The sequence below is a fragment of the Paraburkholderia sp. A1BS-2L genome (assembly GCF_051125205.1).
In the GTDB taxonomy this organism is placed as follows: domain Bacteria; phylum Pseudomonadota; class Gammaproteobacteria; order Burkholderiales; family Burkholderiaceae; genus Paraburkholderia.
This window is the reverse complement of record NZ_CP120429.1, coordinates 2,090,616-2,116,778: the sequence shown is the minus strand read 5'-3', so window position 1 is coordinate 2,116,778 and position 26,163 is coordinate 2,090,616. Positions and strand designations below refer to the sequence as shown.

Annotated in this window: 23 protein-coding genes and 1 pseudogene; 11 read left to right on the top strand and 13 right to left on the bottom strand. The window is 63.5% G+C overall.

What is annotated here, in order from left to right:
• Window positions 1–148 precede the first annotated feature (148 nt).
• The 3 genes from P5W98_RS24370 (at window position 149) to P5W98_RS24360 (ending at window position 4,588) form a co-directional block, all read left to right on the top strand.
• Complete coding sequence (locus tag P5W98_RS24370) at window positions 149–1,474, top strand: Nramp family divalent metal transporter (RefSeq protein ID WP_421025568.1); 1,326 nt, start codon at window positions 149–151, stop codon at window positions 1,472–1,474.
• Between the two features lie 213 nt (window positions 1,475–1,687).
• On the top strand, window positions 1,688–3,160 hold the full coding sequence (gene zwf / locus P5W98_RS24365; protein WP_421025569.1) for a glucose-6-phosphate dehydrogenase: 1,473 nt from the start codon (window positions 1,688–1,690) through the stop codon (window positions 3,158–3,160).
• Between the two features lie 177 nt (window positions 3,161–3,337).
• On the top strand, window positions 3,338–4,588 hold the full coding sequence (locus tag P5W98_RS24360; protein WP_421024726.1) for an IS256 family transposase: 1,251 nt from the start codon (window positions 3,338–3,340) through the stop codon (window positions 4,586–4,588).
• A 98-nt stretch (window positions 4,589–4,686) separates the two neighbouring features.
• Here the strand turns inward: P5W98_RS24360 and P5W98_RS24355 are convergent, their stop codons facing one another.
• The 5 genes and pseudogenes from P5W98_RS24355 to P5W98_RS24335 form a co-directional block, all read right to left on the bottom strand.
• Window positions 4,687–5,709: a hypothetical protein gene (locus tag P5W98_RS24355; RefSeq protein WP_421025570.1), complete on the bottom strand. Its 1,023-nt coding sequence runs from the start codon at window positions 5,707–5,709 to the stop codon at window positions 4,687–4,689.
• The gene (locus tag P5W98_RS24350) at window positions 5,703–6,044 is read right to left on the bottom strand and encodes a glycoside hydrolase family 19 protein (protein WP_421025571.1); all 342 of its coding nucleotides are present in this window, start codon (window positions 6,042–6,044) and stop codon (window positions 5,703–5,705) included. The genes P5W98_RS24355 and P5W98_RS24350 overlap by 7 nt, the downstream gene beginning before the upstream one ends.
• Before the next feature lie 293 nt (window positions 6,045–6,337).
• Window positions 6,338–8,466: pseudogene (locus P5W98_RS24345) on the bottom strand (hypothetical protein); the annotation flags it as partial.
• Between the two features lie 245 nt (window positions 8,467–8,711).
• The gene (locus P5W98_RS24340) at window positions 8,712–8,906 is read right to left on the bottom strand and encodes a hypothetical protein (RefSeq protein ID WP_421073366.1); all 195 of its coding nucleotides are present in this window, start codon (window positions 8,904–8,906) and stop codon (window positions 8,712–8,714) included.
• Between the two features lie 35 nt (window positions 8,907–8,941).
• The gene (locus P5W98_RS24335) at window positions 8,942–9,358 is read right to left on the bottom strand and encodes a MarR family winged helix-turn-helix transcriptional regulator (protein ID WP_421025572.1); all 417 of its coding nucleotides are present in this window, start codon (window positions 9,356–9,358) and stop codon (window positions 8,942–8,944) included.
• A 280-nt stretch (window positions 9,359–9,638) separates the two neighbouring features.
• Between P5W98_RS24335 and P5W98_RS24330 the strand changes: the two genes are divergently transcribed.
• The gene (locus P5W98_RS24330) at window positions 9,639–10,691 is read left to right on the top strand and encodes an alcohol dehydrogenase (RefSeq protein WP_421027013.1); all 1,053 of its coding nucleotides are present in this window, start codon (window positions 9,639–9,641) and stop codon (window positions 10,689–10,691) included.
• Between the two features lie 109 nt (window positions 10,692–10,800).
• On the opposite strand, the gene P5W98_RS24325 is transcribed toward P5W98_RS24330, so the two are convergent.
• On the bottom strand, window positions 10,801–11,082 hold the full coding sequence (locus P5W98_RS24325) for an aldo/keto reductase (RefSeq protein WP_421025573.1): 282 nt from the start codon (window positions 11,080–11,082) through the stop codon (window positions 10,801–10,803).
• A gap of 23 nt (window positions 11,083–11,105) precedes the next feature.
• Between P5W98_RS24325 and P5W98_RS24320 the strand changes: the two genes are divergently transcribed.
• A complete protein-coding gene (locus P5W98_RS24320) occupies window positions 11,106–11,318 on the top strand; it encodes a hypothetical protein (RefSeq protein ID WP_421025574.1) in 213 nt (70 codons plus the stop codon).
• 66 nt (window positions 11,319–11,384) lie between these two features.
• Window positions 11,385–13,520: a tetratricopeptide repeat protein gene (locus tag P5W98_RS24315; RefSeq protein ID WP_421025575.1), complete on the top strand. Its 2,136-nt coding sequence runs from the start codon at window positions 11,385–11,387 to the stop codon at window positions 13,518–13,520.
• 26 nt (window positions 13,521–13,546) lie between these two features.
• Here the strand turns inward: P5W98_RS24315 and P5W98_RS24310 are convergent, their stop codons facing one another.
• Window positions 13,547–13,768: a hypothetical protein gene (locus P5W98_RS24310; RefSeq protein WP_421025576.1), complete on the bottom strand. Its 222-nt coding sequence runs from the start codon at window positions 13,766–13,768 to the stop codon at window positions 13,547–13,549.
• Between the two features lie 336 nt (window positions 13,769–14,104).
• Here P5W98_RS24310 and P5W98_RS24305 point away from each other — a divergent pair, with 336 nt between their 5' ends.
• Window positions 14,105–14,458 (top strand): DUF1330 domain-containing protein, encoded by a 354-nt coding sequence (locus P5W98_RS24305; RefSeq protein ID WP_421025577.1) that lies wholly within the window; start codon window positions 14,105–14,107, stop codon window positions 14,456–14,458.
• 47 nt (window positions 14,459–14,505) lie between these two features.
• On the opposite strand, the gene P5W98_RS24300 is transcribed toward P5W98_RS24305, so the two are convergent.
• Entirely contained in the window at window positions 14,506–15,030 is a 525-nt protein-coding gene (locus tag P5W98_RS24300) for a hypothetical protein (protein WP_421027014.1), read from the bottom strand.
• Window positions 15,031–15,072: 42 nt separating this feature from the next.
• On the bottom strand, window positions 15,073–15,882 hold the full coding sequence (locus P5W98_RS24295) for a DUF2092 domain-containing protein (protein ID WP_421025578.1): 810 nt from the start codon (window positions 15,880–15,882) through the stop codon (window positions 15,073–15,075).
• Between the two features lie 507 nt (window positions 15,883–16,389).
• On the opposite strand from P5W98_RS24295, the gene P5W98_RS24290 reads away from it, so the two are divergent.
• Window positions 16,390–17,832 (top strand): NAD-dependent succinate-semialdehyde dehydrogenase, encoded by a 1,443-nt coding sequence (locus P5W98_RS24290; protein ID WP_421025579.1) that lies wholly within the window; start codon window positions 16,390–16,392, stop codon window positions 17,830–17,832.
• An 88-nt stretch (window positions 17,833–17,920) separates the two neighbouring features.
• Here P5W98_RS24290 and kdgT read toward each other — a convergent pair whose 3' ends face one another.
• Complete coding sequence (gene kdgT, locus P5W98_RS24285) at window positions 17,921–18,937, bottom strand: 2-keto-3-deoxygluconate transporter (protein ID WP_421025580.1); 1,017 nt, start codon at window positions 18,935–18,937, stop codon at window positions 17,921–17,923.
• Window positions 18,938–19,240: 303 nt separating this feature from the next.
• Between kdgT and kduI the strand changes: the two genes are divergently transcribed.
• The 3 genes from kduI to kdgR all read left to right on the top strand — a co-directional run bounded on the left by kduI (window position 19,241) and on the right by kdgR (window position 21,881).
• Window positions 19,241–20,077, top strand: coding sequence for a 5-dehydro-4-deoxy-D-glucuronate isomerase (gene kduI, locus P5W98_RS24280; protein WP_421025581.1), 837 nt, complete (start codon window positions 19,241–19,243; stop codon window positions 20,075–20,077).
• A gap of 75 nt (window positions 20,078–20,152) precedes the next feature.
• A complete protein-coding gene (gene kduD / locus P5W98_RS24275; RefSeq protein ID WP_421025582.1) occupies window positions 20,153–20,923 on the top strand; it encodes a 2-dehydro-3-deoxy-D-gluconate 5-dehydrogenase KduD in 771 nt (256 codons plus the stop codon).
• A 55-nt stretch (window positions 20,924–20,978) separates the two neighbouring features.
• Window positions 20,979–21,881 (top strand): DNA-binding transcriptional regulator KdgR, encoded by a 903-nt coding sequence (gene kdgR / locus P5W98_RS24270; protein ID WP_421025583.1) that lies wholly within the window; start codon window positions 20,979–20,981, stop codon window positions 21,879–21,881.
• Window positions 21,882–21,903: 22 nt separating this feature from the next.
• Here the strand turns inward: kdgR and P5W98_RS24265 are convergent, their stop codons facing one another.
• Genes P5W98_RS24265 through P5W98_RS24255 form a run of 3 tightly spaced genes read right to left on the bottom strand, consistent with a single transcriptional unit; the run spans window position 21,904 to window position 26,122 of the window.
• Complete coding sequence (locus tag P5W98_RS24265) at window positions 21,904–23,379, bottom strand: efflux transporter outer membrane subunit (protein WP_421025584.1); 1,476 nt, start codon at window positions 23,377–23,379, stop codon at window positions 21,904–21,906.
• 18 nt (window positions 23,380–23,397) lie between these two features.
• Complete coding sequence (locus tag P5W98_RS24260) at window positions 23,398–24,993, bottom strand: MDR family MFS transporter (RefSeq protein WP_421025585.1); 1,596 nt, start codon at window positions 24,991–24,993, stop codon at window positions 23,398–23,400.
• Window positions 24,986–26,122, bottom strand: a complete 1,137-nt coding sequence (locus tag P5W98_RS24255) for an HlyD family secretion protein (protein WP_421025586.1) — start codon at window positions 26,120–26,122, stop codon at window positions 24,986–24,988. Before P5W98_RS24255 ends, P5W98_RS24260 begins: the two co-directional genes overlap by 8 nt.
• Window positions 26,123–26,163 lie beyond the last annotated feature (41 nt).

The window sequence follows — 26,163 nt, the reverse complement described above, 5'->3', positions numbered from 1 at the left end:
CATTACCTTAACGCACCAGGGTGGTTTTGCGATGACGCGCGCGGGCCGCGCAACGGCTTTTTTTTAAGGACTTTTCATCGGCCGCCCGTTGCTTTGGGCGGTGTTTTGGCCCCTGAACGACGGGCTCATTACTCTCGACGAGGTGTTCATGCTCCATCGCACCCGCGAAGACAGCCTGCATGAGCCGCAGGGCGGACTCTCCGATCGCACGGCTCGCAAGGTGCGCGAGGCGCTCGACGGCCGCCGGCGCGGCGCCGCGCTGCTGCTGCCGCTCGCGGGGCCGGCCGTGATCGTCTCGGTGGCCTACATGGACCCGGGCAACTTCGCGACCAATATCCAGGCTGGCGCGCGCTACGGGTATGCGCTGCTGTGGGTCGTGCTGCTCGCGAATCTCGTCGCCATGCTGTTCCAGACGCTCTCCGCGAAGCTCGGCATCGTCACCGGCTGCAATCTCGCGCAACTGTGCCGCGCGCACCTGCCCGCGCCGCTCGTCTGGCTCATGTGGATCGTGAGCGAGATCGCCGCCATGGCCACCGATCTCGCCGAATTCCTCGGCGGCGCGATCGGGCTCGCGCTCCTGCTGCATCTGCCGCTCATCGCAGGCATGGCCGTCACCGCGCTCCTCACCTACGGCCTGCTGCTCTTCGAGCGCGCGGGCTTTCGGCCGCTCGAACTCGTGATCGGCTCGCTCGTGGGCGTGATCGGCCTGTGCTATCTGCTGGAGCTGTTCATCGCGCCCGTCGACTGGCGCGGCGTGTTCGGACATCTGGCCGCGCCACGCCTGCCCGACGCGCAGGCCGTGACGATTGCCGTGGGCATCGTGGGCGCGACGGTCATGCCGCATGCGCTGTTTCTGCACTCCGGGCTCACCCAGGCGCGCGTGCGCCCGCGCAACGCGCACCAATGCACGCGCCTGTTGCGCTTCTCGAACATCGAGGTCGCGATCGCGCTGTCGTTTGCCGGGCTCATCAACATGGCGATGGTCATCATGGCGGCGGCGGCCTTCCACCTGGGCCACGCCGACGTCGCCGAAATCGGCACCGCCTGGCACACGCTCGCGCCGCTCTTCGGCATGGCGGCGGCCAGCATTTTTCTCGTTTCGCTGATCGCCTCGGGTCTGTCGAGCTCGGTGGTGGGCACCCTCGCGGGCCAGATGATCATGCAGGGTTTCGTGGGCTTCCAGATTCCGCTGTGGCTGCGCCGCGTGGTGACGATGGCGCCGAGCTTCGCGGTGGTGGGCCTCGGCGTGAACGCCACCGAGGCGCTCGTCGCGAGCCAGGTGGTGCTGAGTTTCGCGCTGCCGTTTCCGATGGCCGCGCTGGTCTGGTTCACGAGCCGGCGCGACATCATGGGCGTCTGGCGCAGCGGCCCGGCGCTCGCGTGGCTCGCGGTGCTAGGCGCGGCGGCCGTGCTCGCGCTCAATGCGCTGCTGCTGGCGCAGACCTTCGGCATGAAGGTGCCGGGGCTCGCGTGACGAAACGCGTGAAGCAACGCGCAATGCATCATGTGAAGCCTCGCGTGAAGCAACGCATCAAGCAGGCATTGCACGTGCGCGCGCGAACCATCGTTCGCCGACCGCGCGGTCGGTCTGCCAATGCTTGCGCAAAAGTCCGCATCGAACGTGCAAACTCGCGCGAAACCATGCAACATTAGCCTTTTTCACCGCGCCACAACCGAGCGACCCGCCATGACGAATCAGCACCACGCCGCGCCCGAACTGCCTGTCGACATGATCATCTTCGGCGGCGGAGGCGACCTGGCCGCGCGCAAACTGCTCCCCGCGCTCTACATGGCGCACCTGCACGGCAACCTGCCGCCCGACACGCGCATCATCGCCGTGGGCCGCAAGAACTGGAGCATCGACGATTACCGCGCGTTCATGGAAGAACAGTCGCGCCCGTTCATCGACGCCAAGGCCTTCGATGAACAGGCCTGGGGCCGCTACCTGGATCTGTTCCAGTACGTGATCATCGACGTGAACGCACCCGGCGATTACGAACGCCTCGCCGAGGCCTCGCGCAAGCACGCGCTACGCGTGTTCTATCTCTCGACGTCGCCCGAGCTGTTCACGACGATCTGCGACAACCTCTCGAGCGCGCATCTGCTCGACAAGCATTCGCGCGTCGTGCTGGAGAAACCGCTCGGCCACGATCTCGCTTCGGCCCAGGAGATCAATGCCTCGGTGGGCCGCCACTTCGCGGAGTCGCAGATCTACCGGATCGACCACTATCTGGGCAAGGAAACGGTGCAGAACCTGATGGTGCTGCGCTTCGGCAACCCGATCTTCGGGCCGCTGTGGCAAGCGCCCTATATCCGCAGCGTGCAGATCACGGTGGCGGAAACGGTGGGCGTGGGCAGCCGCGCGGGCTTCTACGACCACACCGGCGCGCTGCGCGACATGGTGCAGAACCACCTGCTGCAACTGCTGTGCATCGTGGCGATGGAGCCGCCCGTCTCGCTCGACCCGGACGCCGTGCGCGACGAAAAGCTCAAGGTGCTGCGCTCGCTGCGGCCGATGTCGGTGGCCGACATTGCGCGCGACACGGTGCGCGGCCAATACGCGGCGGGCGCCGTGGACGGCCAGCCGGTAATCGGCTACCTCGAGGAAGACAACGTGCCGGCGGGCAGCAAGGCGGAAACCTTCGTGGCGCTGCGCGCGCACATCAACAACTGGCGCTGGGCCAACGTGCCGTTCTTCCTGCGCACCGGCAAGCGCATGCAAAAGCGCCAGTCGGAGATCGTGATCGAATTCGCCGACCTGCCCTTCTCGATCTTCCCGAGCGGGCCGCGCAACTACGGCAACCGCCTCGTGATCCAGCTTCAGCCCGAGGAGTCGATCCAGTTGCAGATGCTCGCAAAAGAGCCGGGCAGCGGCATGAACATGCTGCCGGTGAGCCTGAATCTGGATTTGCAGCAGGCCATTCCCGAGCGCCGCGCGGAAGCCTATGAGCGCCTGCTCGTCGACGTGATTCGCGGGCGCCTCACGCACTTCATGCGCCGCGACGAACTGGAAGCCGCCTGGAGCTGGGTGGAGCCGATTCTCGATGGCTGGAAGGAGCTCAACGACCGTCCGCGCATTTATACCGCGGGGACTTTCGGGCCGGCGGCTTCGTCGGCGCTGCTGGCGCGCGAGGGGATGTCGTGGGCTGAGGAGGCTTGAGTTTGTTTTGAGAGAGTGTCCTGTGCCGCTGATTAGCGAACGAAATCCTATGGCTTTTTCGAGGATGGAATCGTGTGAGGCGGTTCAGGCATGTCGAGTTGGGGCACGATATACCTCCTTCGGAGGGCCTGTCATTAATTTCGTGTTCAAGGCATATGATGCTCCCCTGGAGAACCTATGCCTCGCAAACCAAAAACCCCGCCGGTAGAGCTGCCGGCGATTCCCGCTGAACTGCTGGAGCAATTCGGCAACGGCCCGATGACGGCCGAAGCCATCAACGCCGCGACGCTCGCCCTCAAGAAGGCGCTGATCGAGCGCGCGCTGGGCGGCGAGCTCAATCACCACCTCGGCTACGCGCCAGGCGCTGCCAAACCGGCGAGCGTGACGAACCAGCGCAACGGGCGTGGTGCCAAAACGGTTCTGACCGAAGACGGCCCGATCCGCATCGAGGTGCCGCGCGACCGTGACGGCAGCTTCGAGCCGCTGCTGATTCCCAAACATGAGCGACGCTTTACGGGCTTCGACGACAAGATCGTCGCCATGTATGCCCGAGGCATGACCGTGCGCGAGATTCAGGGTTTCCTGCAAGAGCAATACGCTACCGAGGTCTCGCCCGAGTTCATCAGTTCGGTCACCGACGAGGTGATGAGCGAAGTCACCGCATGGCAGGCCCGACCGCTTGAGCCGATGTATCCGGTCGTGTTCTTCGACGCGCTGCGCGTGAAGATCCGCGAGGATGCCGTCGTGCGCAACAAGGCCGTCTATCTGGCGCTGGGCATTCTGCCCGACGGCACACGCGACATCCTGGGCCTGTGGATCGAGAACACCGAGGGCGCGAAGTTCTGGATGAAGGTGTTCAACGATCTGAAAACGCGTGGCGTGGGCGACATCCTGATTGCTGTCACCGACGGCCTCAAGGGCATGCCCGAAGCGCTCGCGGCTGTGTTCCCGGCGACCACCCTGCAAACCTGCATCGTGCATCTGATCCGCAACAGCCTTGATTACGCGAGCTGGAAAGATCGCAGATCGCTGGCCGCCGCGATCCGCCCGATCTACACCGCGCCAAGCGCAGAAGCGGCACAGGCCGAACTGGAGGCGTTTGCCGAAGGTCCTTGGGGCCAGAAGTTCCCGCCGGTCAGTGCTGCGTGGCGCCGCGCCTGGGATCGCGTGATTCCGTTCTTTGCGTTCCCGCCGGGCGTGCGCAAGGTGATCTACACGACGAACGCCATCGAGAATATCAATTCGCAGTTACGCAAGATCATCAAGTCCCGAGGCCACTTCCCGAGCGATGATGCGGCAACAAAACTGATCTGGCTGGCACTGCGCAACATCACCGCTGACTGGGGCCGTGCGGCTCACGACTGGAAGACAGCCATGAACCAATTCGCTATCCTCTACGCGGATCGATTCGTTCGACCATCCGTGTGATTCTCAACCCCGCCTTGAACACGGAAATTCTGACACCCCCCCTTCGGATCAAATACAGTGCTTGCCATCGCGACCTGAATTGACGCAGCAGTCCGGACTCAATCGACGGGAAAATAACGCCTTGGGGGGACGCTAATCCATCCGCCGCGGGCGCCGCTGTCCAATCTATCAAGCACAAACATCCCGGTCGAAACGTTGTTCGCACCCAATTCCAGCAAATAGGTCAGACCGTCCCGCTTTAATCCCCTGAGAACAATATCTTCGCCCCTTCCTGCATATGAGTAGTGGCCGATCAGACAGCCACCAACGCTGCCCAGCGTGAAATTGATGTTGAGCCTGTGAGCCACCCGTGCCTTACCGGAAATATCACTAGTAGGAATTGTATCTTGAGCGAAGCAGTCAAAATTTCCTTCAAACACTACTGTTTTCGCCTGCAGGTCGCCAGTCAGCAAGAAGCGCTTGCCATCTGCTCCAGGAATCAGTTCATAGCCAGCGACGGAAAACAGTGTCTTGCCCTGCTTGTCATAAGCCACAATCTTTTGCTTCCGCGTGTCGGACGCACCATCTGCAGCACATCTGGCGATTCGATAGTTGCTGTACTCAAACCCAACCGCGTTCGAGCAAGTTGCAGCAGGGATTTCTTTCAGCCACACATGATCTGCACCATAGTGCTTTAATCCGTTGTCGTTGATGGCCGAGGAGACATCCAACTTGCCCAGGTCCAGCTTTGCGCAGGAAGTCCCAACGGATATCGTTTCGTCTACGGAGTCATATATGGATTTATATATGCAATCAACGTAAAAACGTCCGTCAGCTTTTCTGATAGGCGCAATCATGTGAAATTTGTTTCGCGACCCGTCTGAATCTATTTCGATGGCCAGACCACCACCCGTCAGGGTGATCACGTTTGAAGACAGCGCAGGCTGGTCGACAATCAAATTATCGAATTTCCCCACCAGCTTCGCGTCTTCATAAATCGCCACCGTGCCCGCATGCCCCTGCTGAGACACGATCGCCTTATCGGCGTGACCATCATGGCCGATATCAACGACAAGTGTTTCTGCCGAAACCAACCCGGACGTGACGACCATCATCAATATAACTACCAAGCTTCTCAGCATTTCGTTGACTCGAGTATTTTTTTGAATCGAACAGCAAAATCTGCAATCGTTTCTGCTTGATCGTGGCCGTTGATGATTTTCCTTGCGTTGTAGTAATCCTGCTTTTCGTCGCTCACGTAGTCAGACAACTTCCTACCGGTGAAAAGCCCCGTTTCCATACCGTATACGGTTGCCCAGGCTGCGATGGCTGGCTCTTGCATACGATCGGGATTGTTGACCAAGTCGACATCCACCCTTTTTCCAACGGCCCGATATGAGTTCTTCCATGTAACCTGAACATATCCTCGGCCACGGTATTTGTAACCATCACCTTGTTCCGTATTGCCGTTGCTCACTGCTCTTTCCCTGCGCTGCTCTCAGATGTAGGTTCGAAGTAAATGAACATCTTCAGGTCTTTGTGGTATTTCTTTGTTTCAAGTCGAGCGGTAGCCAGCGTATAGGCAATGTAAGGAATGTTGCATTTGCCACTCTGGTATTTTTTGTAGTAATCAAGGATGCCCTGAATGAGGATTCTCAGATGTTCTTTCGACGTAGCATCCAGCGGATGCGTACCCGATTCAAACGAGGTATGTTGAGCCTCGTAGGCCTGCAAAAACGCATCGATATTGATGCAATTGCAGTTACACACAAAACTCCCCACCACCCCCACCGGATGAAAATGCCACGGCGTCGGCTCTTGCGGAAATCCCTCGACGGAAGTCACCTGCTCCCACCACTGCAGTTTCCCGATCCGCTCTATCTCGGACTGCCACAGCCACAGCAGATTCTTCATCAGCGGCGACATCTCTTCCCATTTGCCCATCCCGCCGCCCCATTCGGTTTCCGAGCGCACCACCAGATGCGTGATCGCTTCGGCCATCCACGGGGTTTCCCGCGCCTGCTGCAACTCGTATGCCGTCACCTTGCCGTCGTGGTTCGCATCGATCGCTTTCTCCAATTTGACGATCAGATCGCCGGCATTCACCTTCAGCGCGCTCGGCTCGAACGCCGTCTTGTCCTCGTCGGCCAGATACTGGTCCGTGACATGGAGGTGCCGTTTGAACAGGTCGACCGGTCTGAAGCTGATGTTGTCGACGAGTTCGAACCCCGGCCAGTCCCACTGGCCACACAGGCGCGCGAGCGGATGATGTGCCTCGCACACCCAGCCTTGCAGGGTTGAGCCATCCTTCGTCCCGATCGTGATGTTCCACCAGTGCAGCCCCTTGTCGTCGACGGCGACATTACCTGCGCCCAGCCGGTCCAGATCGGTGCGCCGGAATACGTCGCGGAAGTCCGCGCCCGGGCCTTTCGCATTGGAGATATTCAGCGGGAAATCCGACCATCCCTTTACGACACCGGTTGCCGTTGTGTTCGCGAGTTGGGCTTCCACCCACACCGGGGAACCGGCGTTCGTCAGCGTCGGGGTTGGGCGCTGGCCACGGTGTCCTCCACGTGCGGGCATCGTCACCGTCTTCGGCTGGACCCTGACCCAGCGCGAACCCGCCGCCTTGCCCACCGGCACGAGCTTCAGGCCACCTGCGCTCTGGGGCAGCGTCCGGTCCGGCCCGGGGATCTCCATGACGAGTCGCGCACCGGGCGAAATCTCCAGAAACGTCTTCACCGCCGGCAACGCTTTTGCGCGTGCGCGGCTCTTTTCGATGAACGCCGGCAATTCCGGGCCCGCGAATACCTCGAGATGCAGCAGCGGCCGGGTCGGCTTCGGGGGCAGCAGCTTCGCTTCCGTGTAACGCACGTAGTGGCCCATCTGGCCCACCACGTCGCCGGCCTTCACGGGATACGGCTGTTTCAGCACCACCACCGTATCGAGTGGTTTCGGATCGAGAACCGCATCGAGTTCCTTCGCATACACCCAGCTCCACCGTGCATGCTCCGATACCCGCTGGCCGGCAATCGGGGCGACCGGCTCGCCGCTTCTGAGCGCCTTGATCTTTCGCCAGCCGGGATGTCTCGGGTCCGATTCGGACAGCAGGAGTTCAGCGCCACGGGGCAGGATGCCGATGATTCTGCCATTCGCCAGGTCGCGAAGTGGATGCCCTTCACGGGCGCGGGGGGCGGCGTGTTGTCAACCGGCTGGACTACGGGCGGCTGGGGTGGAACGACGAAATCCGCATCGATGAATTCGCCAAGCAGGTCCCGGTTCGCGATGTCCACCGGCACGGGCTGCGGCGGCTTTGGCTTCGGCAGCGTTTGCATGTCGTTCGACCTGTCGCCCACGCGGTAGTAGCGCTCGCCTTCCCAGAACGGCATCGGCTCCAGGTGCGGTGTGGCCGGATCAGGTTGTTTCTTCGCGGCCTGATAGCTGTTCCAGTCCATCAGGTGCATGTACAGGCTGAAGAACGTCAGCGTTTCGTCCGACGCGGGCTTGCCCGTGGCACCAGACGCCGGCGGCAGCGGCAGCCTGTGACGGATCAGCACAAAGCCCGTCGAGTAGAGTGCCTTGCGATTGTCGCGCCAGATCTGTTCGGAATACTTACTGTCTAGCCGGTAGGCCACGATCTCGCCGTCGGCGATGGCGCGCACGCCTTCATCCTGCTTGAGCATCGCGGCGGTGTTGCGGTCGAAGTGCACGCCGCCGTGCCATATTCCGCTGACGCCAAGCGGATAGAAACCGTCCCCGGCCTTCGCCAGCGCCTTCATGTACGTCATCGGATCGGTGGCGCCACCATTGCCGGACGGCGTGAATGGAAAGGCCCAGTTCAGCGGGGTATAGGCGGGTGCTGGCGATGCTGTGGGTACAGGAGGAACGCGCGTGCTCATGGATTTTGAACCTGTGGCCGCAGTGCGACCGGGTTCAACATCGTAATCGGGTCCCTGCCCCCGAATATTGACGAGCCTCTACCTCATTGTGGATGAGCGTGAACTACTGAACGGCCCTCGGACGTTATGCACGCTGATACGTGGCCAAGGAAACCCGCAAAAAGAACTCGGCTTGGGTAGCAGCTGACATGCTGGCGCCAATTACCGATGAGGTTGGATTGAACATCCTGGGAAGATCCGGTGCGTCACGAACGCCCGTGCCGCTCGCCATCGTCGCGCGCTTGTGCGCCCTCCGCGCCCGCGCGGTCGGGGCGGCACAGATCGAGCCCCGCAAACACCACCACGCCGCTTAGCGCCATCATCGGCACCGAATGGCGGCCCAGATACAGAATTGCGGCAGCGAGCCACGTCGAAATACAGAAAGCAGCCATGCGCCGCATGTTGAAACTCCCCAACCCATGATGTGCGCGGCGCGTCAGCCGAGCGTCGCGCGCACCGTGCGTAACCGGCTCACGGTATCCACGAAGGCCTCGCCGCCCAGCGAGCGCTTGATGCGGCCGGTGACCTGCGCGCTCGCGTGATTGAGCGCCTCGCGTATCGAGGTCGCCTGTGCGGTAGGCACGATCGCCACCTCGCGCTGGTCGCCGGCAGTGCGCTGGCGCGCCACGTAGCCGCGCGCCTCGAGCCCGTCGAGCACGCGCGTGGCCGTGGGCCGCGCAATCGAGAGCAGATCCGCGAGTTCGCGCTGCAGCGAGCCGGGCCGCTCGAGCACCGCGCGCAGCATGAAACCTTGCGGCGGCGTCAGGCCAAAAGGCTCGAAGGCCTCGGACCATTCCCGTTCCAGCCGCCGCGCGAGCGCCGACGTATTGAAGTAAAGACACTGATCGAACATGGCTACAGGATAAACGGTTATCGTTAGCCATGCAATCAATCCGACACGATAGGTCCCTGATTCAGGCTATTTTCGAATTCTTTCGATGCGATGTTCGGCTTCGGTCGTAGCACCCCTCACTTCACACTTAATACGTTATACGAACTGTTTAACCGCCCATCTGCGCGCGCCTGACGGCCTTCCCATAAAATCGAACGACCGGACGAATTATTTGCAGATCCGTTATGATGGAAGCCAATCGACATCGCCTCACACCACTCCAACGGAGACATCCATGCAGATGCGTTGTTATTGCGTGACCCACCATGGCCAGCCGCTAGAACTCGTGCAGCGTGAAACGCCACAACCCACGGGCACCGAAGTGCTTGTGCGCGTGAAAGCCGCGGGACTCTGCCATTCAGACCTGCACATCTGGGAGGGCTACTACGACCTGGGCGGCGGCAAGAAGCTCTCGCTCGCCGACCGCGGCATCAAACTGCCGCTCACGATGAGTCATGAAATATGCGGTGAAGTGGTGAGCGCCGGCCCCGAGGCCGGCGACGTGAAGACCGGTACGATGGCGGTGGTGCATCCGTGGATCGGCTGCGGGCAATGCGTGGCCTGCCTGCGCGGCGAGGAAAACATCTGCACGAAGCCGCAGTCGCTCGGCGTGATGCGCGACGGCGGCTTTGCCGATTACGTGATCGTGCCGCATCCGCGCTATCTGGTCGATCTCGGCGGCCTCGACCCGGTGAAGGCCGCGCCGCTCGCATGCGCGGGCGTGACCACGTACTCGGCAATCAAGAAGTTCGGCGCGCGCATTCATGACGAGCCGGTCGTGATCATCGGTGCGGGCGGGCTCGGCATGATGGCCATCGAGGTGCTGAAGGCGCTGGGCGCGAAAGGCGCGATCGTGGTGGACGTGGACGCCGCCAAGCGCGAGGCCGCGCTCAAGGAAGGGGCGCTTGCCGTCATCGATGCGCGCGCACCCGACGCCGTCGAGCAGGTCGTCAAGGCCACCGGCGGCGGCGCGCGCGCCGTGCTCGACCTCGTGGGCGCGACGCCCACGGTGAAGCTCGCGCTCGATGCGTGCACGCGCGGCGGGCATGTGGTGATCGTCGGGCTGATGGGCGGCGACATCACGCTCTCGCTGCCGATCATCCCCATGCGGCCGCTGAAGATCGAGGGCAGCTATGTGGGCACGCTGCCCGAATTGCGCGAGCTGGTCGCACTGATGCGCGAGGGCAAGATGCAGCCCTCACCGGTGTCGAGTCGGCCACTCGGCGAAATCAACGCGGCGCTCGAAGCGCTTGCGCAAGGGAAGGTGGTGGGGCGTCAGGTGCTGATACCCTGAAGGCCGTCCGGGCGTTGCGGTAATGAAGCAAGGGGCGCACAAAGCGCCCCTTCTCTGCATCCACGATTTATTTCGGATCGCAAATCATTTATGGATTATCAATGCCGGCTTAGCGCGCGGCATCGCCCAGACGATACGCAGCGCTCGCCTCGTCGAGTTGCGTTTTCAGCGCGGGATCGAGTGCGAGGTCGACTGCTGCGATCGACGCGTCAAGCTGCTCGGGCCGGCTCGCGCCAATGAGCACCGACGTCACGAGCGGATTGGCCAGCACCCACGCCACCGACGCGGTCGTGAGCGACTGCCCGGCCTGCGCGACGATGCCGCGCAGCGTCTCGATGGTCTCGAACTCGCGCGCATGCCAGTAGCGCTCGTGATACATCCTCCCGGCCACGCCCGCGCTTTGCGATGTTCCCGATGCACAGTGACGATGAACTCGCAGAACTGGCTGACGATATCAAGCTCAATGGCCTGCGCTGTCCCGTCACACTCGGCATTGCCGTAGTGGAGGAAGGCACCGAGCCGACCTTGTGTGTGGTGGCCATTGCGATCAGCCGCAGGCAATCGCAGCCAACCGCAGGCAGCCGCAAGCACGCGATTCCCCGAACAGGCCGGTCCGTCCCGCTCTAATCGCGCCGTTGCCCGCGCACCGCCTGCCGTAAGCTCGGAGCATCCCATTCTGTTTCTCAGCCCACCGTGACCCCGACGCCCACCGACTCGCCCCTCCACGCCGACCGCCAGCAGGAAGCGAGCGCACTGAGCGCGCAAGGCCGCTTCTGCGAAGCGCTCGCCATGCTCGCGCCGCTCGTCGGCGACCGCGCGCGCGCGGACGACGCGGATCTCGCCGACACGCTCCATCTCGCGGCGCTATGCGCACTGGGCGCCGGCAAGACCGATGCCGCGCATGCGCTGTGGCAGCGCTGCATCGACGCAAAGCCCGCGTTCGTCGATGCCTGGCACGGCTTGGCCGCGATGCTCACCGCGCTCGGCCAGTGGGCTGCCGCCGAAATGGTCTGGCGGCAACTGACCGCCGTGGCCCCCCATAACGCGGATGCGCACAGCAATCTCGGCATCGTGCTGCATCGGCTCGGGCGCACGCAGGAAGCTGAGCTTGCCTGCCGCATGGCGCTCGCGCGCGAGCCGGGGCACGTGGACGCGCATTACAACCTCGGCGTGGTCCTGCACGACGCGGGCCGCCGCGACGAAGCCGAAGCGTCCTGGCGCGCGGCGCTCGAGCACAACCCGCGCCATGCGCGCGCGCACAACAATCTCGGCACGCTGCTGCGCGAGCGCGGCCAACTCGAAGCCGCGGAAGAGGCCTGGCGTCAGGCCCTGCTCGCCGAGCCGCAATACCCCGAGGCGCTGAACAACTACGGCGCGCTGCTCAAGTCGCTCGGCCGGCTCGTCGAGGCGGAGCTCGCATGCCGCCTCGCGATCCAGATACGGCCCGACTATGTCGATGCGCTCAACAACCTCGGCTGCGTGCTCACGGAACTCAAGCGCCAGCCCGAAGCCGAGCGGCTTTATCGGCAAGCGCTCGCGTTGCGCCCCGACCATGTCGAAGCGCATTACAACCTCGGCGTCGCGCTGCAACAGCTCGAACGCTACCCCGAAGCCGAAACGGCCTGGCGCACGGCCCTGCGGCTCGCCCCGGCGCACGCGCAAACGCTCAACAATCTCGGCTGCATGCTGGGCACGCTAGGCCGTCTGCCCGAAGCGCTCGCGACACTTCGGCAGGCGCTCGAATGCGACGCCCATCTCGCGCAAGCCCATTTCAATCTGGGCGGCGTCCTGAAGGAGCTGGGCGCGCTGGAAGAAGCCGAAGCCGCATATCGCCGCGCAATTGCACTCGCACCGGCTTACGGCGATGCCATGTTTCGCCTCGCCACGCTGCTCATCGCCATGGGCCGCTACGAGGAAGGCTGGCGCCTCTACGAACGGCGCTACGAAAACACCGGCTTCGTGCATTTCGCCTCGCGCGGGATGCTCAGCTGCGCGCATTGGCAAGGCCAGCCGCTGGCCGGCAAATCGCTGCTGCTGTGGCAGGAAGACGGCCTCGGCGACATGCTCCAGTTCGCCCGCTACGCGCGCCTCGTCAAGGCACGCGGCGCGACGCGGGTGGCGTTCGGCTGCGTCGACGCCCTGCATCGCGTGCTCGCGGGCGTCGAAGGCATCGACGCCGTGCTCACTCACGCCGAAGCCGTCGCGCGCGCCGCCGGGTTCGACTACTGGGCGAGTCCGCTGAGCCTGCCGCTGCATCTCGCCACCACCCTCGACACGACGCCGCCGCCCACCCGCTTCGTGCTCGACTCCGGGCTCGTACGCAAATGGGGGGGGCGCCTCGCGACACTCGGCGCCGGCCCGCGTATCGGGCTCGTGTGGAAAGGCAATCCGCAGCATCACAACGACACGCATCGTTCGATTCCCTCGCTCGCGGTGCTCGCGCCGCTCTGGAGCGTGCCGGGGCTGAAATTCGTGAGCCTGCAAAAAGGCGCGGGAGAAAACGAAGCGGACGAGGCGAATGAAGCGCAGCGGCCGATCCTGCACCTGGGGGGAGAAATTGCCGATTTCGTGGATACGGCCGCTATCGTCTCGCAGCTCGATCTGCTGATCTGCGTGGACACTTCGACGGCCCATCTGGCCGCCTCGCTCGGCACGCCCTGCTGGGTGATGCTGCCGCGCCGCGACGTCGACTGGCGCTGGCTTCACGCACGCGAGGATTCGCCGTGGTATCCGCAGACGGTGCGGCTGTTCCGCCAGTCCGTCGACGAAACATGGCACGCGCCGGTCGAGCGCGTGCGGCAGGCGTGCGTGGAGCTCTTCGGCCGGTAGCGCCACCCGCACCCGGCCCGCTTGCGTCAGTCCCAGATATTGCGGAACGCCACGGCCGCGATCACCGGCACGCACAGCACGAGCGGGATCGCGAAATAAGGCATCTCCCGGTCGACTTCCCAGCTGTAGATCAGCCAGCCCAGGCCTACGGCGAGCGTGAGCAACCCAACGAGCACGGTTAGCGTGTTGAGCACCCAGGTGGGCGGCTGCTTGCGCTTGTTCGGGTCTTGCGCGGGAGACGATTTCATTGGGGCTTGAGTGCTGCGTTGAGCGCCTGGGCGTCCCGGCTGGGACGCCGATGAGTCAATTTTACGCTCGAAGCTTGACCGCAAGTGAATGGGGACAGGTCCGGACCGGACACGAGAGAGGCGCATTTCCAACGCCGGAAAAGAAAAAGCCCGCCTGAGCAGGCGGGCTAAATCCATATCAGGAGGAGACATGGAGGAGACCAGACCATTCTAGGGTTTTCCCCAGGCATTTGCAAGCACTTTTTTGCATTACCCCAGAGGTAATCGATTCGCCTCGCGCGCCGCCCTATTCTCGCAAGCAGCTCCCACCCATTTCCCAGCCTCCGCGAGGACATCATGACCGCCTACGCCATCGCCCATCTGCACCAGACCGAACTGTGCGCCGATATCGTCGAATATCTGGAGAAGATCGACGCCACGCTCGCGCCGTTCGGCGGGCGCTTCATCATCCACGGCGGCCCCGTGGAGCGGCTCGAAGGAAAGTTCAGGGGCAATCTGATCGTGATCGAATTCGACGACCGCAAGCGCGCACGAGCGTGGTATTGCTCGCAAGCCTATCAGGCCATCTTGCCGTTGCGCACGCAGCACTCGAGCGGCGAGGTGTTCATCGTCGACCAGGTTGCGCAGCCGCACCGCGCCGCCGACGTGCTCGCGGGCGTGCCCATGCCCGCAACCGGCGTCGCCCCCTGATGCCCTGCCGGGGCGACACGGTTCAGGCACAGGCGCCCGCGCGCTCCTTAGTGCGGCGGCGCGTTGACCACCACGTATTGCACCGTAGTGCCCGAGTATTGCGGCTGATACCACGTCGAGCCGCATTGCTGGTACGTCACGCCGTTGACGGTCATGGCCGAGCAACTAGGCGGCAAAGTGTGGACGATGGAACCGATCACGGCCGCTGTGCCGACCACCGCCGTGGTCACGGCAGCCGCCGTTGCCACCGGATGGTCGTTGTACCAGCTGTTGTGGTTGTCGTTGTAGTTATTGGCGACATTGGCCCGGTTATTGCTGACGTTGTTCGCGACATTCGCGCGGTTGTTGCTGATGTTCGTCGCCGCGTTGGCCCGGTTCGCACTGGTTTGCTGCATGGTGTTCTGGCGATCGGCCGAGCGCGCGGTGCGGTTCTCTTGCCGGGTCTGGACATTGGCCGGATTCGCGCCTCCTCCGTTAGCCCCGCTCACCGATGTCCGCGCGCCGCCTCGAGTCTGAAACGCGCCGGCGGTCGTTGCCACTCCCGCCGCTAACAGCGCGGCGACCGCTGTCATCAAGAATTTTTTCGAGTGCATGGTGATCCCTGTATGAAAATATTATTGGGCGGCGCTGGATTGCACAAATTTGATCTGATGTGCATTTTCAGGTGGCTTGAATTTAAATGTCGCCGGCGTGATCTCGGGTTTGAGATTCCAGCGATACACAGCCGTATATTGGGGTCGCTCCTTGTCCGCCGACGTCACGATATTCAACTTGCATGGCAGCGGCTGCTCGCCTTTCTGAATCCAGATTTGCCAATCGATATGCTTTTGATGATAAGCGTAATGCGAACAGGTATTTCCGCTTACCACTTCGTCGCCTACATATACCGCTGAAATCACATCGGCAAAGGCTGCCGGATCCGCGCCCAGCGAGAAGATGTCGTTCAGCGGCAATTCAACGCCATACCTGGACTCGAGATCGCCGATCAGTTCCTTGATCGTCGACGGCGCGGGGACCGTTGCGTAATAGTTGGCCGGCTCCGTATAGAGCGTGAAGGTCTTGCCGTCATAAATCGCGTGGCGGCTGTTGCCGGGCGCGCCGCCAACGATATCCGCCTTGAGGGAATCGGGGCGGCTCACGGTCATCTTCGTGTTGTGCGACATCTGGATCAGTTGCGTCGTCGGACCATCGACCATGATCTGGTCCGTCGTCGAATCGACATCGAGAGCGAATTGCTTGACGGTTTGCAAGTAATTGTTCATTTTGACCAGCGCATCGATTGCCGCCGGATCCGGCTTATGCGCGGCAGACGGTGCGTTTGCCTTTGATGCCGCCTTCGATGCCGCCATTGCGGCACCTCCCGAAGCACATAATGCGCCAGCAATCGCAGCGGCAAGTGCCAACCTGGTAAACTTTTGCGTCACGCTTCTTCTCCTTTAATTGGCCTGGCAGGCCGATTTCGCAACGTTGAGCTTCAACCCCTGAATAGTCGTTTGTGCCGCGGAACAACAGTGTAACTTTACTTCCGTTTCGTGAATTTCATCACCAATGCATTCGGGCAAGTCTCAGGCACGCGAGCACGTATTTAATTAATCGGCGCTACTGTAAAGATTCGCACTCGAACCGCAAATACATCTGTGCCGGTGCGCGAATATGCATGCCGGCCGCAAGCATAGCGTCTGAGTCATTCCACGGGTTTGCGTCGACTCAAATGAAGCGGCGGTCGAGCAAGGCCCGCTGTCGCTTGCGTCACGCTATCGAACTGGCGCAGGGCAGAATGCCCGCGGTCCGGGGGGACACGAGACTGCAGAATGCGCGCGGCGATGGCAGAATGGACGGCTCTCAGGCAGTTCCCGGCCACGGCGCCTTCCGCGTTGCCGTGCGCGGCGCCCGCTTCCCACCGTTGCACCGTTGAAGAGGATTGTTCGATCATGAGTTCCAGCGTGAAGCCTTATCCGGATACCCAGATTTACGTCGATGGCGCGTGGCGCGCCGGCGCAAAGACGATTGCCGTGATCGACCCCGCCACCGAGGCGGAGATCGGCCGCCTGAGCCTCGCCAGCGAGCAGGACCTCTCGGACGCCGCTTCCGCCGCCGCACGCGCCTTCGCCACCTGGCGCAAAGTCTCGCCGCTCGAACGCAGCAAGCTGATGCGCCGCGCCGCCGATATCCTGCGCGAGCGCGCCGGCGACATCGCTGCGATCATGACGCGCGAGCAAGGCAAGCCGCTAGTCGAAGCAAAGGGCGAAACGCTCGCGGGCGCCGACGTCATCGACTGGTTCGCCGAAGAAGGCCGCCGCACCTACGGCCGCGTGGTGCCCTCCCGCACCGACGCGGTCCGCCAGATCGTCACGCGCGAACCCGTGGGCCCGGTCGCCTGCTTCACGCCCTGGAACTTCCCGCTCAATCAGGCGGTGCGCAAGGTATCGGCCGCGCTCGCATCGGGCTGCACCGTCGTGCTCAAGGGACCGGAAGAAACGCCCGCGAGCTGCGCGGCGCTGGTGCAGGTGTTCATCGACGCGGGCCTGCCCCAGGGCGCGCTCAATCTCGTGTTCGGCGTGCCTTCGGAAGTGTCGTCGTATCTGATCGCGCACCCGGCCATCCGCAAAATCTCTTTCACGGGCTCCACGCCCGTGGGCAAGCTGCTGGCCTCCAAGGCCGGCGAGCACATGAAGCGCGCGACGATGGAGCTCGGCGGCCATGCACCCGCCCTCGTGTTCGCCGACGCGGATATCCCGCGCGCCGCGAAGCTGCTCGCAGGAGCCAAGTTCCGCAACGCGGGCCAGGTATGCATTTCGCCCACGCGCTTCATGATTGAAGACGCCGCGTACGACGAGTTCCTCAAGCACTTCGTGGCGGCCACCAAGGCCATCAAGGTGGGCAACGGCCTCGCCGAAGGCGTGCAGATGGGTCCGCTCGCGAACGACCGGCGCCTTGCCGCCATGGAGCGCCTCGTGGCCGACGCGCGCGAGCACGGCGCAAAGGTGCTGACCGGCGGCGAGCGCGTGGGCCGCGAAGGCTACTTCTTCGCGCCCACCGTGCTGACCGATGTGCCGCTCTCCGCGCGCATCATGAATGAAGAGCCGTTCGGCCCGCTCGCGCCCGTGACGCGTTTCTCGCGCTACGAAGACGCCGTGGCGGAAGCGAACCGCCTGCCCTACGGCCTCGCCGCGTATGCCTATACGCGCTCGAGCGCGACCTCGGCGGCGCTTTCGGAAGACATCGAGACGGGCATGCTGTCCATCAACCACCATGGGCTCGCCCTGCCCGAGGTGCCGTTCGGCGGCGTGAAGGACTCGGGCTATGGCTCGGAAGGCGGCACTGAAGCCATGGAAGCGTATCTCGTGACCAAGTTCGTCACCGAGCATCGGTGATAGACGAACGCGCCGCGCACGAGGATTTCGCGCGCGGCGCGCGGCAGTACATGAATGCGTTAGCGTGCTAGCGCATTAGTTCGTGCACCTAAACATGTGCATCGTGCCCCGCGATCGGCGGCACCGCCGGCCCCATGAATTCCTCGCGCAAGGCGTCTCGCGCACTCCTCCTGCGCACCCAGAGGGCCGTGAGAATGGGCACGAGTATTGCCGTGACCAGACACGCGGTAGCGACCATTGCCGTGGCCGCGGGCACGAGCGGCTTGAAGCGGGGAATCATTTCGCCGATGATCGCGGGATTCGCCACTGCGGCGCCTGCCGTGGACGACGCCGCGAGTCCCGCCGCCCCGTTGCCGCCCGCGATCCAGCGGTCGGCGAAAATCAGCGGAATGCCCGTCACGACGATCACGCCAAGCCCGAGCACCACGCCCGCAAAGCCACTCTTCACGATCACGTTGAGATCGATGCCGTTGCCGAGCGCGAAACCGAAAAACGGAATCAGCGGATGCACGCAACGGCCGAACAGGTCGCGCAACTCGTGATCGAGGTTGCCAAGCACGAAGCCCACGACGAATGGCAGCACCGCGCCCACGAAGAGCCTCGGTTCGAAGAACGCCACGCCCGTTGCGCCGAGAATGATCATGCTGACGAGCGGCCCCGATTCGATCGACATGAGCACGAACGCGCCCGCCTCTTCCTTGGTGCCGTACTGCTGCATGACGGCGGCATAAAGACCGCCGTTGGTCATATCCATCGAAGTCGTGATCGCGAGCACCGATAGCCCCGCGAAAAGACCGGCCTTGACGCCATCCACCGGAATGAAGCGCGCTGCAATCAGCGTGGCGACCCACGCCACTGCCATCTTCGTCACGTGCAGCGTGCCCGATTTGCGCAGCACTGTGCCGGTTGCGCGCAGGTCGATGGTCGCGCCCATGCAGAAGAACCAGACCGCGAGAATCGGCACGGTTCCCGCGATCAATCCATTGGTGAATGAACCAAAGTACTTGCCGGCGCCGGGCGCGAACGTGTGAACACAGGCGCCGAGCAGCAACGGCACCAGCATCAGGCCGCCCGGTATGCGATCGATGGCCTTCTTCAGCTTCATGCCTCCTCCTTGAACTTCACATCGCTTCGCCGGATCGGCACTCAAGTGCATGGCGTCCGGCTTGTGGTCGAGATGCTCCCTTCGAGAAAAGAATAGCAGCGTAAAAGGAACACCGTTCCGGTTTCTCATGCAGCTTTCGTCAACGTATGCCCGCGTATTTATTGGATTTTCCCATTATCTGGGCTGCTTGCTTGCTCGCTATGGCAGCGAACAGTTTCGGACCGATGTTCCGAAAATTTAGATCTGCACTATAGTCAATCCAATCGGGCGCGAGCGCGCCTTTCCATTCAACGGAGAGCCTGCATGGAAGTGCGACAAAGCATCAACAGCGAATATGCAAGGACGCTGGACACCGAAGGACTGCGCAAGGCATTTCTCATCGAGCGGGTTTTCGAGCGCGACGCGTTGCGCCTCACCTACAGCCATGTCGATCGCATCATCGTTGGCGGAGCGTTTCCCGTCACACGCGCCGTGGAAGTGCCAGCGTCGCTCGGCCAGTCGATCGGTGTGGGCCATCTGCTGGAGCGGCGCGAACTGGGCGCGATCAATATCGGCGGGAATGGCTGGGTGGACGTGGACGGCGCGCGCCACGCCGTGCGCAACGAGGAAGCGATCTATATCGGCAAAGGCGCGCGGAATCTCGCCTTCGGCAGCGACGAAGCCGCGCGCCCGGCGAAGTTTTATCTGAACTGCGTGCCTGCGCACGAAACGCACCCCACCCGCACGATCACGCTTGCACAAGCGTCGCCGCAGATGCTGGGCGACCGCGCCACGAGCAACCGGCGCACGATCTACAAATTCCTCGTGCCGGAAGTTCTGTCCACATGCCAGCTCTCAATGGGCGTGACGAAGCTAGAACCCGGCAACCTCTGGAACACCATGCCGTGCCACACGCACGAGCGGCGCATGGAAGTGTATTTCTATTTCAACCTCGCCGACGACGCAGCTGTGTTTCACATGATGGGCGAGCCGCGTGAAACGCGGCACCTGATCGTGCACGACGAACAGGCCGTGATTTCGCCGAGCTGGTCGATTCACTCGGGTGTCGGCACGCGCGCCTATACGTTCATCTGGGGGATGGCCGGCGAAAACCAGGTATTCAGCGACATGGACCATATCGGCGTGCGCGATCTGCGCTGATCGCACGCACGCTTTCTCATCGGAAATCAGGAAAACTTTCGTCCGCCGCATCGTCTTTCGCAAGGCACCGAGCCCATGGTATTCAGCACCGTCAATCCATTCGACCTCAGCGGCAAGGTCGCGATCGTCACCGGCTGCAACGCCGGCCTCGGCGCCGGCATGGCCACCGCACTCGCACAGGCGGGTTGCGATATCGTCGGCGTGAGCCGGCGCGGGCCGGGAAACACGCCGGCGAGCGTGGCAGCAACCGGACGCCGCTTCATCGACGTGCGTGACGACCTCGCCTCCATCGCGCCTGTCGAGGACATCGTGCGGGCCGCGCTCGAAGCCTGCGGGCGCATCGATGTGCTCGTGAACAACGCCGGCATCATCCGCCGCTGCGACGCACTGGAGTTCGCGCCAGACGACTGGGATGCCGTCATGGACGTCAACCTCAAGAGCGTGTTCTTCCTCGCCCAGGCCGCTGCACGTCAGTTCGTCAAGCAGCAAAGCGGCGGCAAGATCATCAACATCGCTTCCATGCTGTCGTTTCAGGGAGGCGTCCGCGTGGCTTCTTACACGGCCGCCAAGAGCGGCGTGCTCGGCCTCACGCGCCTGCTCGCGAACGAATGGGCGCCTCGCGGCATCAACGTGAACGCGATCGCGCCAGGCTACATGGCCACCGCCAACACCACGGCACTGCGCGAAGATGCTGAGCGCAACGAGGCAATCATCGGACGAATTCCGGCTGGCCGCTGGGGCACGAGCGCAGACCTCGCGGGGCCAGTGGTATTTCTCGCTTCGAACGCGTCGGACTACGTGCACGGACATACGCTCGCGGTGGACGGCGGTTGGCTGACCCGCTAGCGGGCGCGGGACGCGGTATGCTTGACGCACCACCCATCGACACGGACCAGGAACAATGGCAGCAACGGGCAAAGGCCGACGCAGCGAGCAAGGCGAGCGCGCCACGGCGCGTGCGCACAGCAATACGACGGGCGCAATGAACGAACTCGACGCCGGCGGCGAGAAAGGCGAATCGGCCTCGTCGATCGGTCGCGTCTTTGCCATTCTCGGCGCGCTCGGCGAACGCGGGCCGATCGGCATCAGCGAGCTTTCGCAACGGCTCGCGCTCTCGAAGACCACGGTGCACCGGGTGCTGCAAACCTTGAAGGCACTCGGCTATGTCGCCCAAGAGGTGGAAACGGACCGCTACCGCCTGACGATCCGCCTCTTCGAACTCGGCGCGCAGGCGCTGGAGAGCGTGGATCTCGTGCGCGAAGCGGACATCGAGATGCGCCGCATCGCGGCCATGACGCGCGAAGCCGTGCATTTGGGCGCGTTCGACGAGGACGCGATCATCTACATCCACAAGATCGATGCCGACTACGGGCTGCGCATGCAATCGCGCATCGGCCGGCGCAATCCGCTGCACAGCACCGCGATCGGCAAGGTGCTGCTCGCCTGGATGGACCCCAAGGAGGCAGCGGAAACCCTCTCGCACGTGGAATTCCGGAAGTCGACGCAGAAAACGCTTTCTTGTGCCGATGCGGTGCTGAGCATTCTTCCGCACGTGCGCGAGCAAGGCTTTGGTGAGGATAACGAAGAACAGGAGGAAGGCTTGCAGTGTCTCGCCGTGCCAGTGTTCGACCGGTTCGGGCGTGCCGCCGCAGGGCTGTCGATTTCGTTTCCGACCATGCGCTGCGGTGCCGATACGAAACCGCATTACGTCGCGCTGCTCAAACGCGCGGGCGCGGCGATCTCGGCGCGACTGGGCTATCACGAGCCGGCGGCGCGCGAACACACCGCCGCCGAGCCCGGCTGATTTCCGATGAGCGCCACCGCGCTCAGCTTGCGTTGCTGCGCCAGCCGAGCCCCAAGCTTTTCTGAAGCGAAACAAAATCCTTGAGCAACTGCGCCTGCCCCGCAATCACATCTTGCTGCGCGAGGAATTCGGCGCGCTGCGTGTCGAGCAGATCGACGAGCGTCGACGCCCCGGCACGATAGCGCGCGCGCATCAGCGTGGCCGAACGCTGCGCCGAGTTCTGCACCTTTTGCAGCGTCAGCAGATGCTCGCGCTGGTAGCCATAGCGCGAAAGCGCGCCGTTCGCGTCCTGCAGCGCGGCGAGCACGGCCTTTTCGTAGCGCGCCTCTGCTTCGTCGCGCGCGGCCTCGGCGCCATGCACTGCGCCCAGCGTGCGGCCGAAGTCGAACACATTCCACTGCAGATACGGCACCCCCGCCCAACTGAAGTTGTTCTTGCGCATCAGATGGCCCGGGTCGGCCGCCGTGAAGCCCAGACTGCCGAATAGCGTGAGTTTGGGCAAAAAGTCGGCCACGTGCTCGCCGATTTGCGCATTGCTCGATGCCAGCCGGCGCTCGGCCGCGCGGATATCGGGGCGCTGTGCGAGCATCGTCGTGGGGTCGCTCACGAGCACCGAAGCAGGCAGCGACGGCAGCGCACGCGGCGCGGCCAGTTCGGCATCGAGCGCGCCGGGCGCCTTGCCGGTGAGCACCGCCAACTGGTCGAGCGACATTTCCACCTGTGCCGCAAGCGGTGCGAGCGTCGAGCGCGTGGTCTCGACCTGGGTGGTCAATCGCTCGACATCCACCTCCGCCGCGGTTCCGCCCGCGCGCCGCTGCTCGGTCAACGTCAGCATCTGCTGCTGCAAATCCGCATTGCGCTGCGCAATCGCGAGGCGCTGCTGTTCGTCGCGCAGATCGACGTAAGCCTGAACCACTTCGGCCGCGAGCGAGACTTGCACATCGGCGAGATCGGCCTGCACCGCATCGGCTTCGTCGCTTGCCGCCTCGACGGCACGACGCGTGCCGCCGAACAGATCGATCTCCCACGATGCGTCGAAGCCGGCCGTGTAAAACTGCAGCGGGCCGCGCCCCGCCCCGGAGCTCCCGGGCTGCGGCGAGAATGCGTTGAGATTGGGTTCGCGCAAGCGCGGCGCGGCGGCGTTGGCCGAGATCTTGGGCAGCTCCGCAGCGCGCTGCTGCTGCAACTGCGCGCGCGATTGGCGCAGCCGCGCCTGGGCGGCGCGCAGATCGGGATTGTGCTCGAAGGCAGCGGCAACCAGCGCATTCAACTGAGGGTCGTCGAACGAGAGCCACCATTCACTAGGCGCGCGTTCGGGCGTCACGCCCCGCGCAGGCATGCGAACGAAGGTGGCGGCGCTGACCGCCTCCGGCTCGACCGCCGGAGCACCGCGATAGTCGGGGCCCACGGTGCAAGCTGCGAGCGCACACGCGGCAGCCAGCACCGTCAGTACCGTAAGCGGCGCGATTGCGGATCGGGAAGAGCGAATTGCCGTCATGAGTCAGAAGTTGAAGCGTCAGTGGCCGGCCGACGACGTATCCACGCCGGGCTGCGGTTTCTTGAGCAGAAGCGCCAGCGGGACGCATGCCGCCAGTGCGATGCCGAGCACCCAGAATGTTTCGGAAAACGTGATAACCAGCGCTTGCTGCTGGATCTGCAGGGCGATCTGACCGAGCGAGCGCATCTGCGAATAAGCCATGTCGCCCGTTTGCGTGAACCAGTTCGCCGCGCCCGCCGCCAGGCGCTCCTGTCCGATCAGCGAGTTGGCGCTGATCGACTCGCGCAGCACGGCGGTGTGATACGTCTCGCGGCGGTCGATGAGCGTGCCGATGATCGCAAGCCCCACCGACCCACCCAGATTGCGCGCCATGTTATAGAGCCCTGCCGCATCGCCCGAGTCTTCGCGCGAAACGGCGGCCATCGAGGCCTGATTGAGCGGCATCATCGCGAGCATCTGCGCCGTGCCGCGCACCAGTTGCGACCACACGAAATCGTGACCCACGCTCTGTGCGGTAAGCGAAATATCGAGCATGCAACTGAGCGTGAACAGCAACAGCCCGCTCACCACCAGCACGCGAAAATCCACCTTGCCCAGCAGGCGCGGCAACACGGGCATCATCGCGAACGCGGGCAAGCCGGAAAGCAGCATGATCGCGCCCGATTGCTCCGCGTTATAGCCCGCGACCAGCGAGAGAAACTGCGGCAGCAAATACGAAATGCCGTAGAGCCCCGCACCCACTGCAAACACGATCACGATCACACTCGCATAGCGCGGATTGCGCATGAGCGAAAGGCGCAGGATCGGCTTTTTGGCCATGAACTGCGAAAGCGCGATAAGCACCATGCCTGCAATCGTCACCCACGAGAGCGTGACGATCATGTTCGATTCGAACCAGCGCTCGCGCTGCCCCTCTTCGAGCACGACGGTGAGCGAACTCAGTCCCACCGCCAGCCCGGCGATGCCGAGCCAGTCAGCCTTGAAAAATGCTTCCCAATGCGGGCGATCGGGCTCGAGACCGACGATCAGCAGCGTGATGAGCGCGAGACACACGGGCAGGTTGATGAAGAAGCACCAGCTCCAGCTGATGTTTTCCGCAAGCCAGCCGCCCACGACCGGACCAAGCAGCGGCCCGAGCAGCACAATGAGGCCGAACACCGTCATGCCGATCGGCAACTGCGAGAGTGGCAGACGCGTGCGGATGATGGTCTGGCCGGTGGGAATCATCGCGCCGCCCGTGAAGCCCTGGCCGATGCGCCCTGCAATCATCAGACCGAGCGAGTTCGACCAGCCGCACATCATCGAAAAGCCGATAAAAAGCGCGGAATTGACGAGCAGAAAATTTCGCAGTCCGAAGACCCGCGTGAGCCACGCAGCAAGCGGAATCATCACGATCTCGGACATCAGGTAGCCCGTGGAGATCCACGTGCCCTCGGTGCCGGTCGCGCCAATCTCGCCTTGAATCTGCGGCAGCGCCGAGTTCGTAATGGAAATGTCGAGCGTCGCCATCAGCGCGCCAAGCGCGCCGGCCGCCACCGCGATCCAGTCGGCCACGCTCGCGCGCTCGCCGGGCGGATGCGCGGCGCCCGCCTGTCCAGTGGCGTGCTCAGCCACGATGGTTCTCGGCGTCGATGCGGCGGTCGTCCTCGCGAGCGGAACGGGTGTCGACGTCCACGGTCACGGACATGCCGGGCAGCAGCACGCCGCGCGTTTCGGGACCGGTCTCGACACGGATGCGCACCGGCACGCGCTGCACGATCTTGGTGAAATTGCCAGTGGCATTTTCTGGCGGCAGCAGCGCGAATTGCGCGCCGGTGCCCGGCGAAAAGCTGTCCACCACCCCATGCAGCGTATGGCCCGGCAGTGCGTCGACATGCATCTCCACAGGTTGGCCCACGCGCATGCGGCCAATCTGCGTTTCCTTGAAATTCGCGGTGAGGTAAGTCTGCTGCACAGGCACCACGGTGAGCATGCGCGTGCCGGGCTGCACATACTGGCCCACGCGAACCGTGCGGTCGCCCACGCGCCCCGCGAGCGCGCTCCTCACCACGGTGTTGTCCAGATCGAGTTGCGCCTGTGCAGCATTGGCGCGCGCCGCCTCGAGTTGCGCGCGGGCCTGTGCGATCTGTGCGGTGAGCGCGGCAATCTGTGAGCGCGCGGCTTCCACGGCGGCGGTGTCGGCGGCCAGCTTGGCCTGAGCCTGTTCGCGCTGGCTCTTGAGTTCCGCGAGACGATCGGCGGTTTCCGCGCCTATTGCGGTAAGGGGCGCATAGCGCGCGACTTCGTCTTGAGCGTGGTGCAGGCCCACGCGCGCCACTTCCTGCTGCGCTTGGGTCTGGGCAATGTTGGCATGCTGTTGCGCGAGTTGCGCCTCGGCATGCTGGATGTCCGCGTTGCGTGCGTCCACAGTCGCGTTCGCCTGATCGAGCGCGACCTGGTACTGGCGTGCGTCGAGTTTCACGAGCGGGTCGCCGGCCTTCACTCCCTGGTTGTCGGCCACATAAACATCCGTGACATAGCCGTTCACCTTCGGCGCGATTGTCACGCTATCGGCCTTCAGATAAGCGTCGTCGGTGCTCTCGATGAAGCGCCCGACGAGCCACCAGTGGCCGCCCCATGCCACCGAAGCAACGAGCGCCACGAGCCCGAGCCCCGCCAGCACGATGCGCCGGGTGCCACGCTTTTCAGCCGAAACGGCATCGCTCGACGCTTCGCGCCCCGATGCCCCCGCAGTCGTAGACATGTTTGCCTGAACCTTAAATGATCGGAATTATTCCAGCTGGC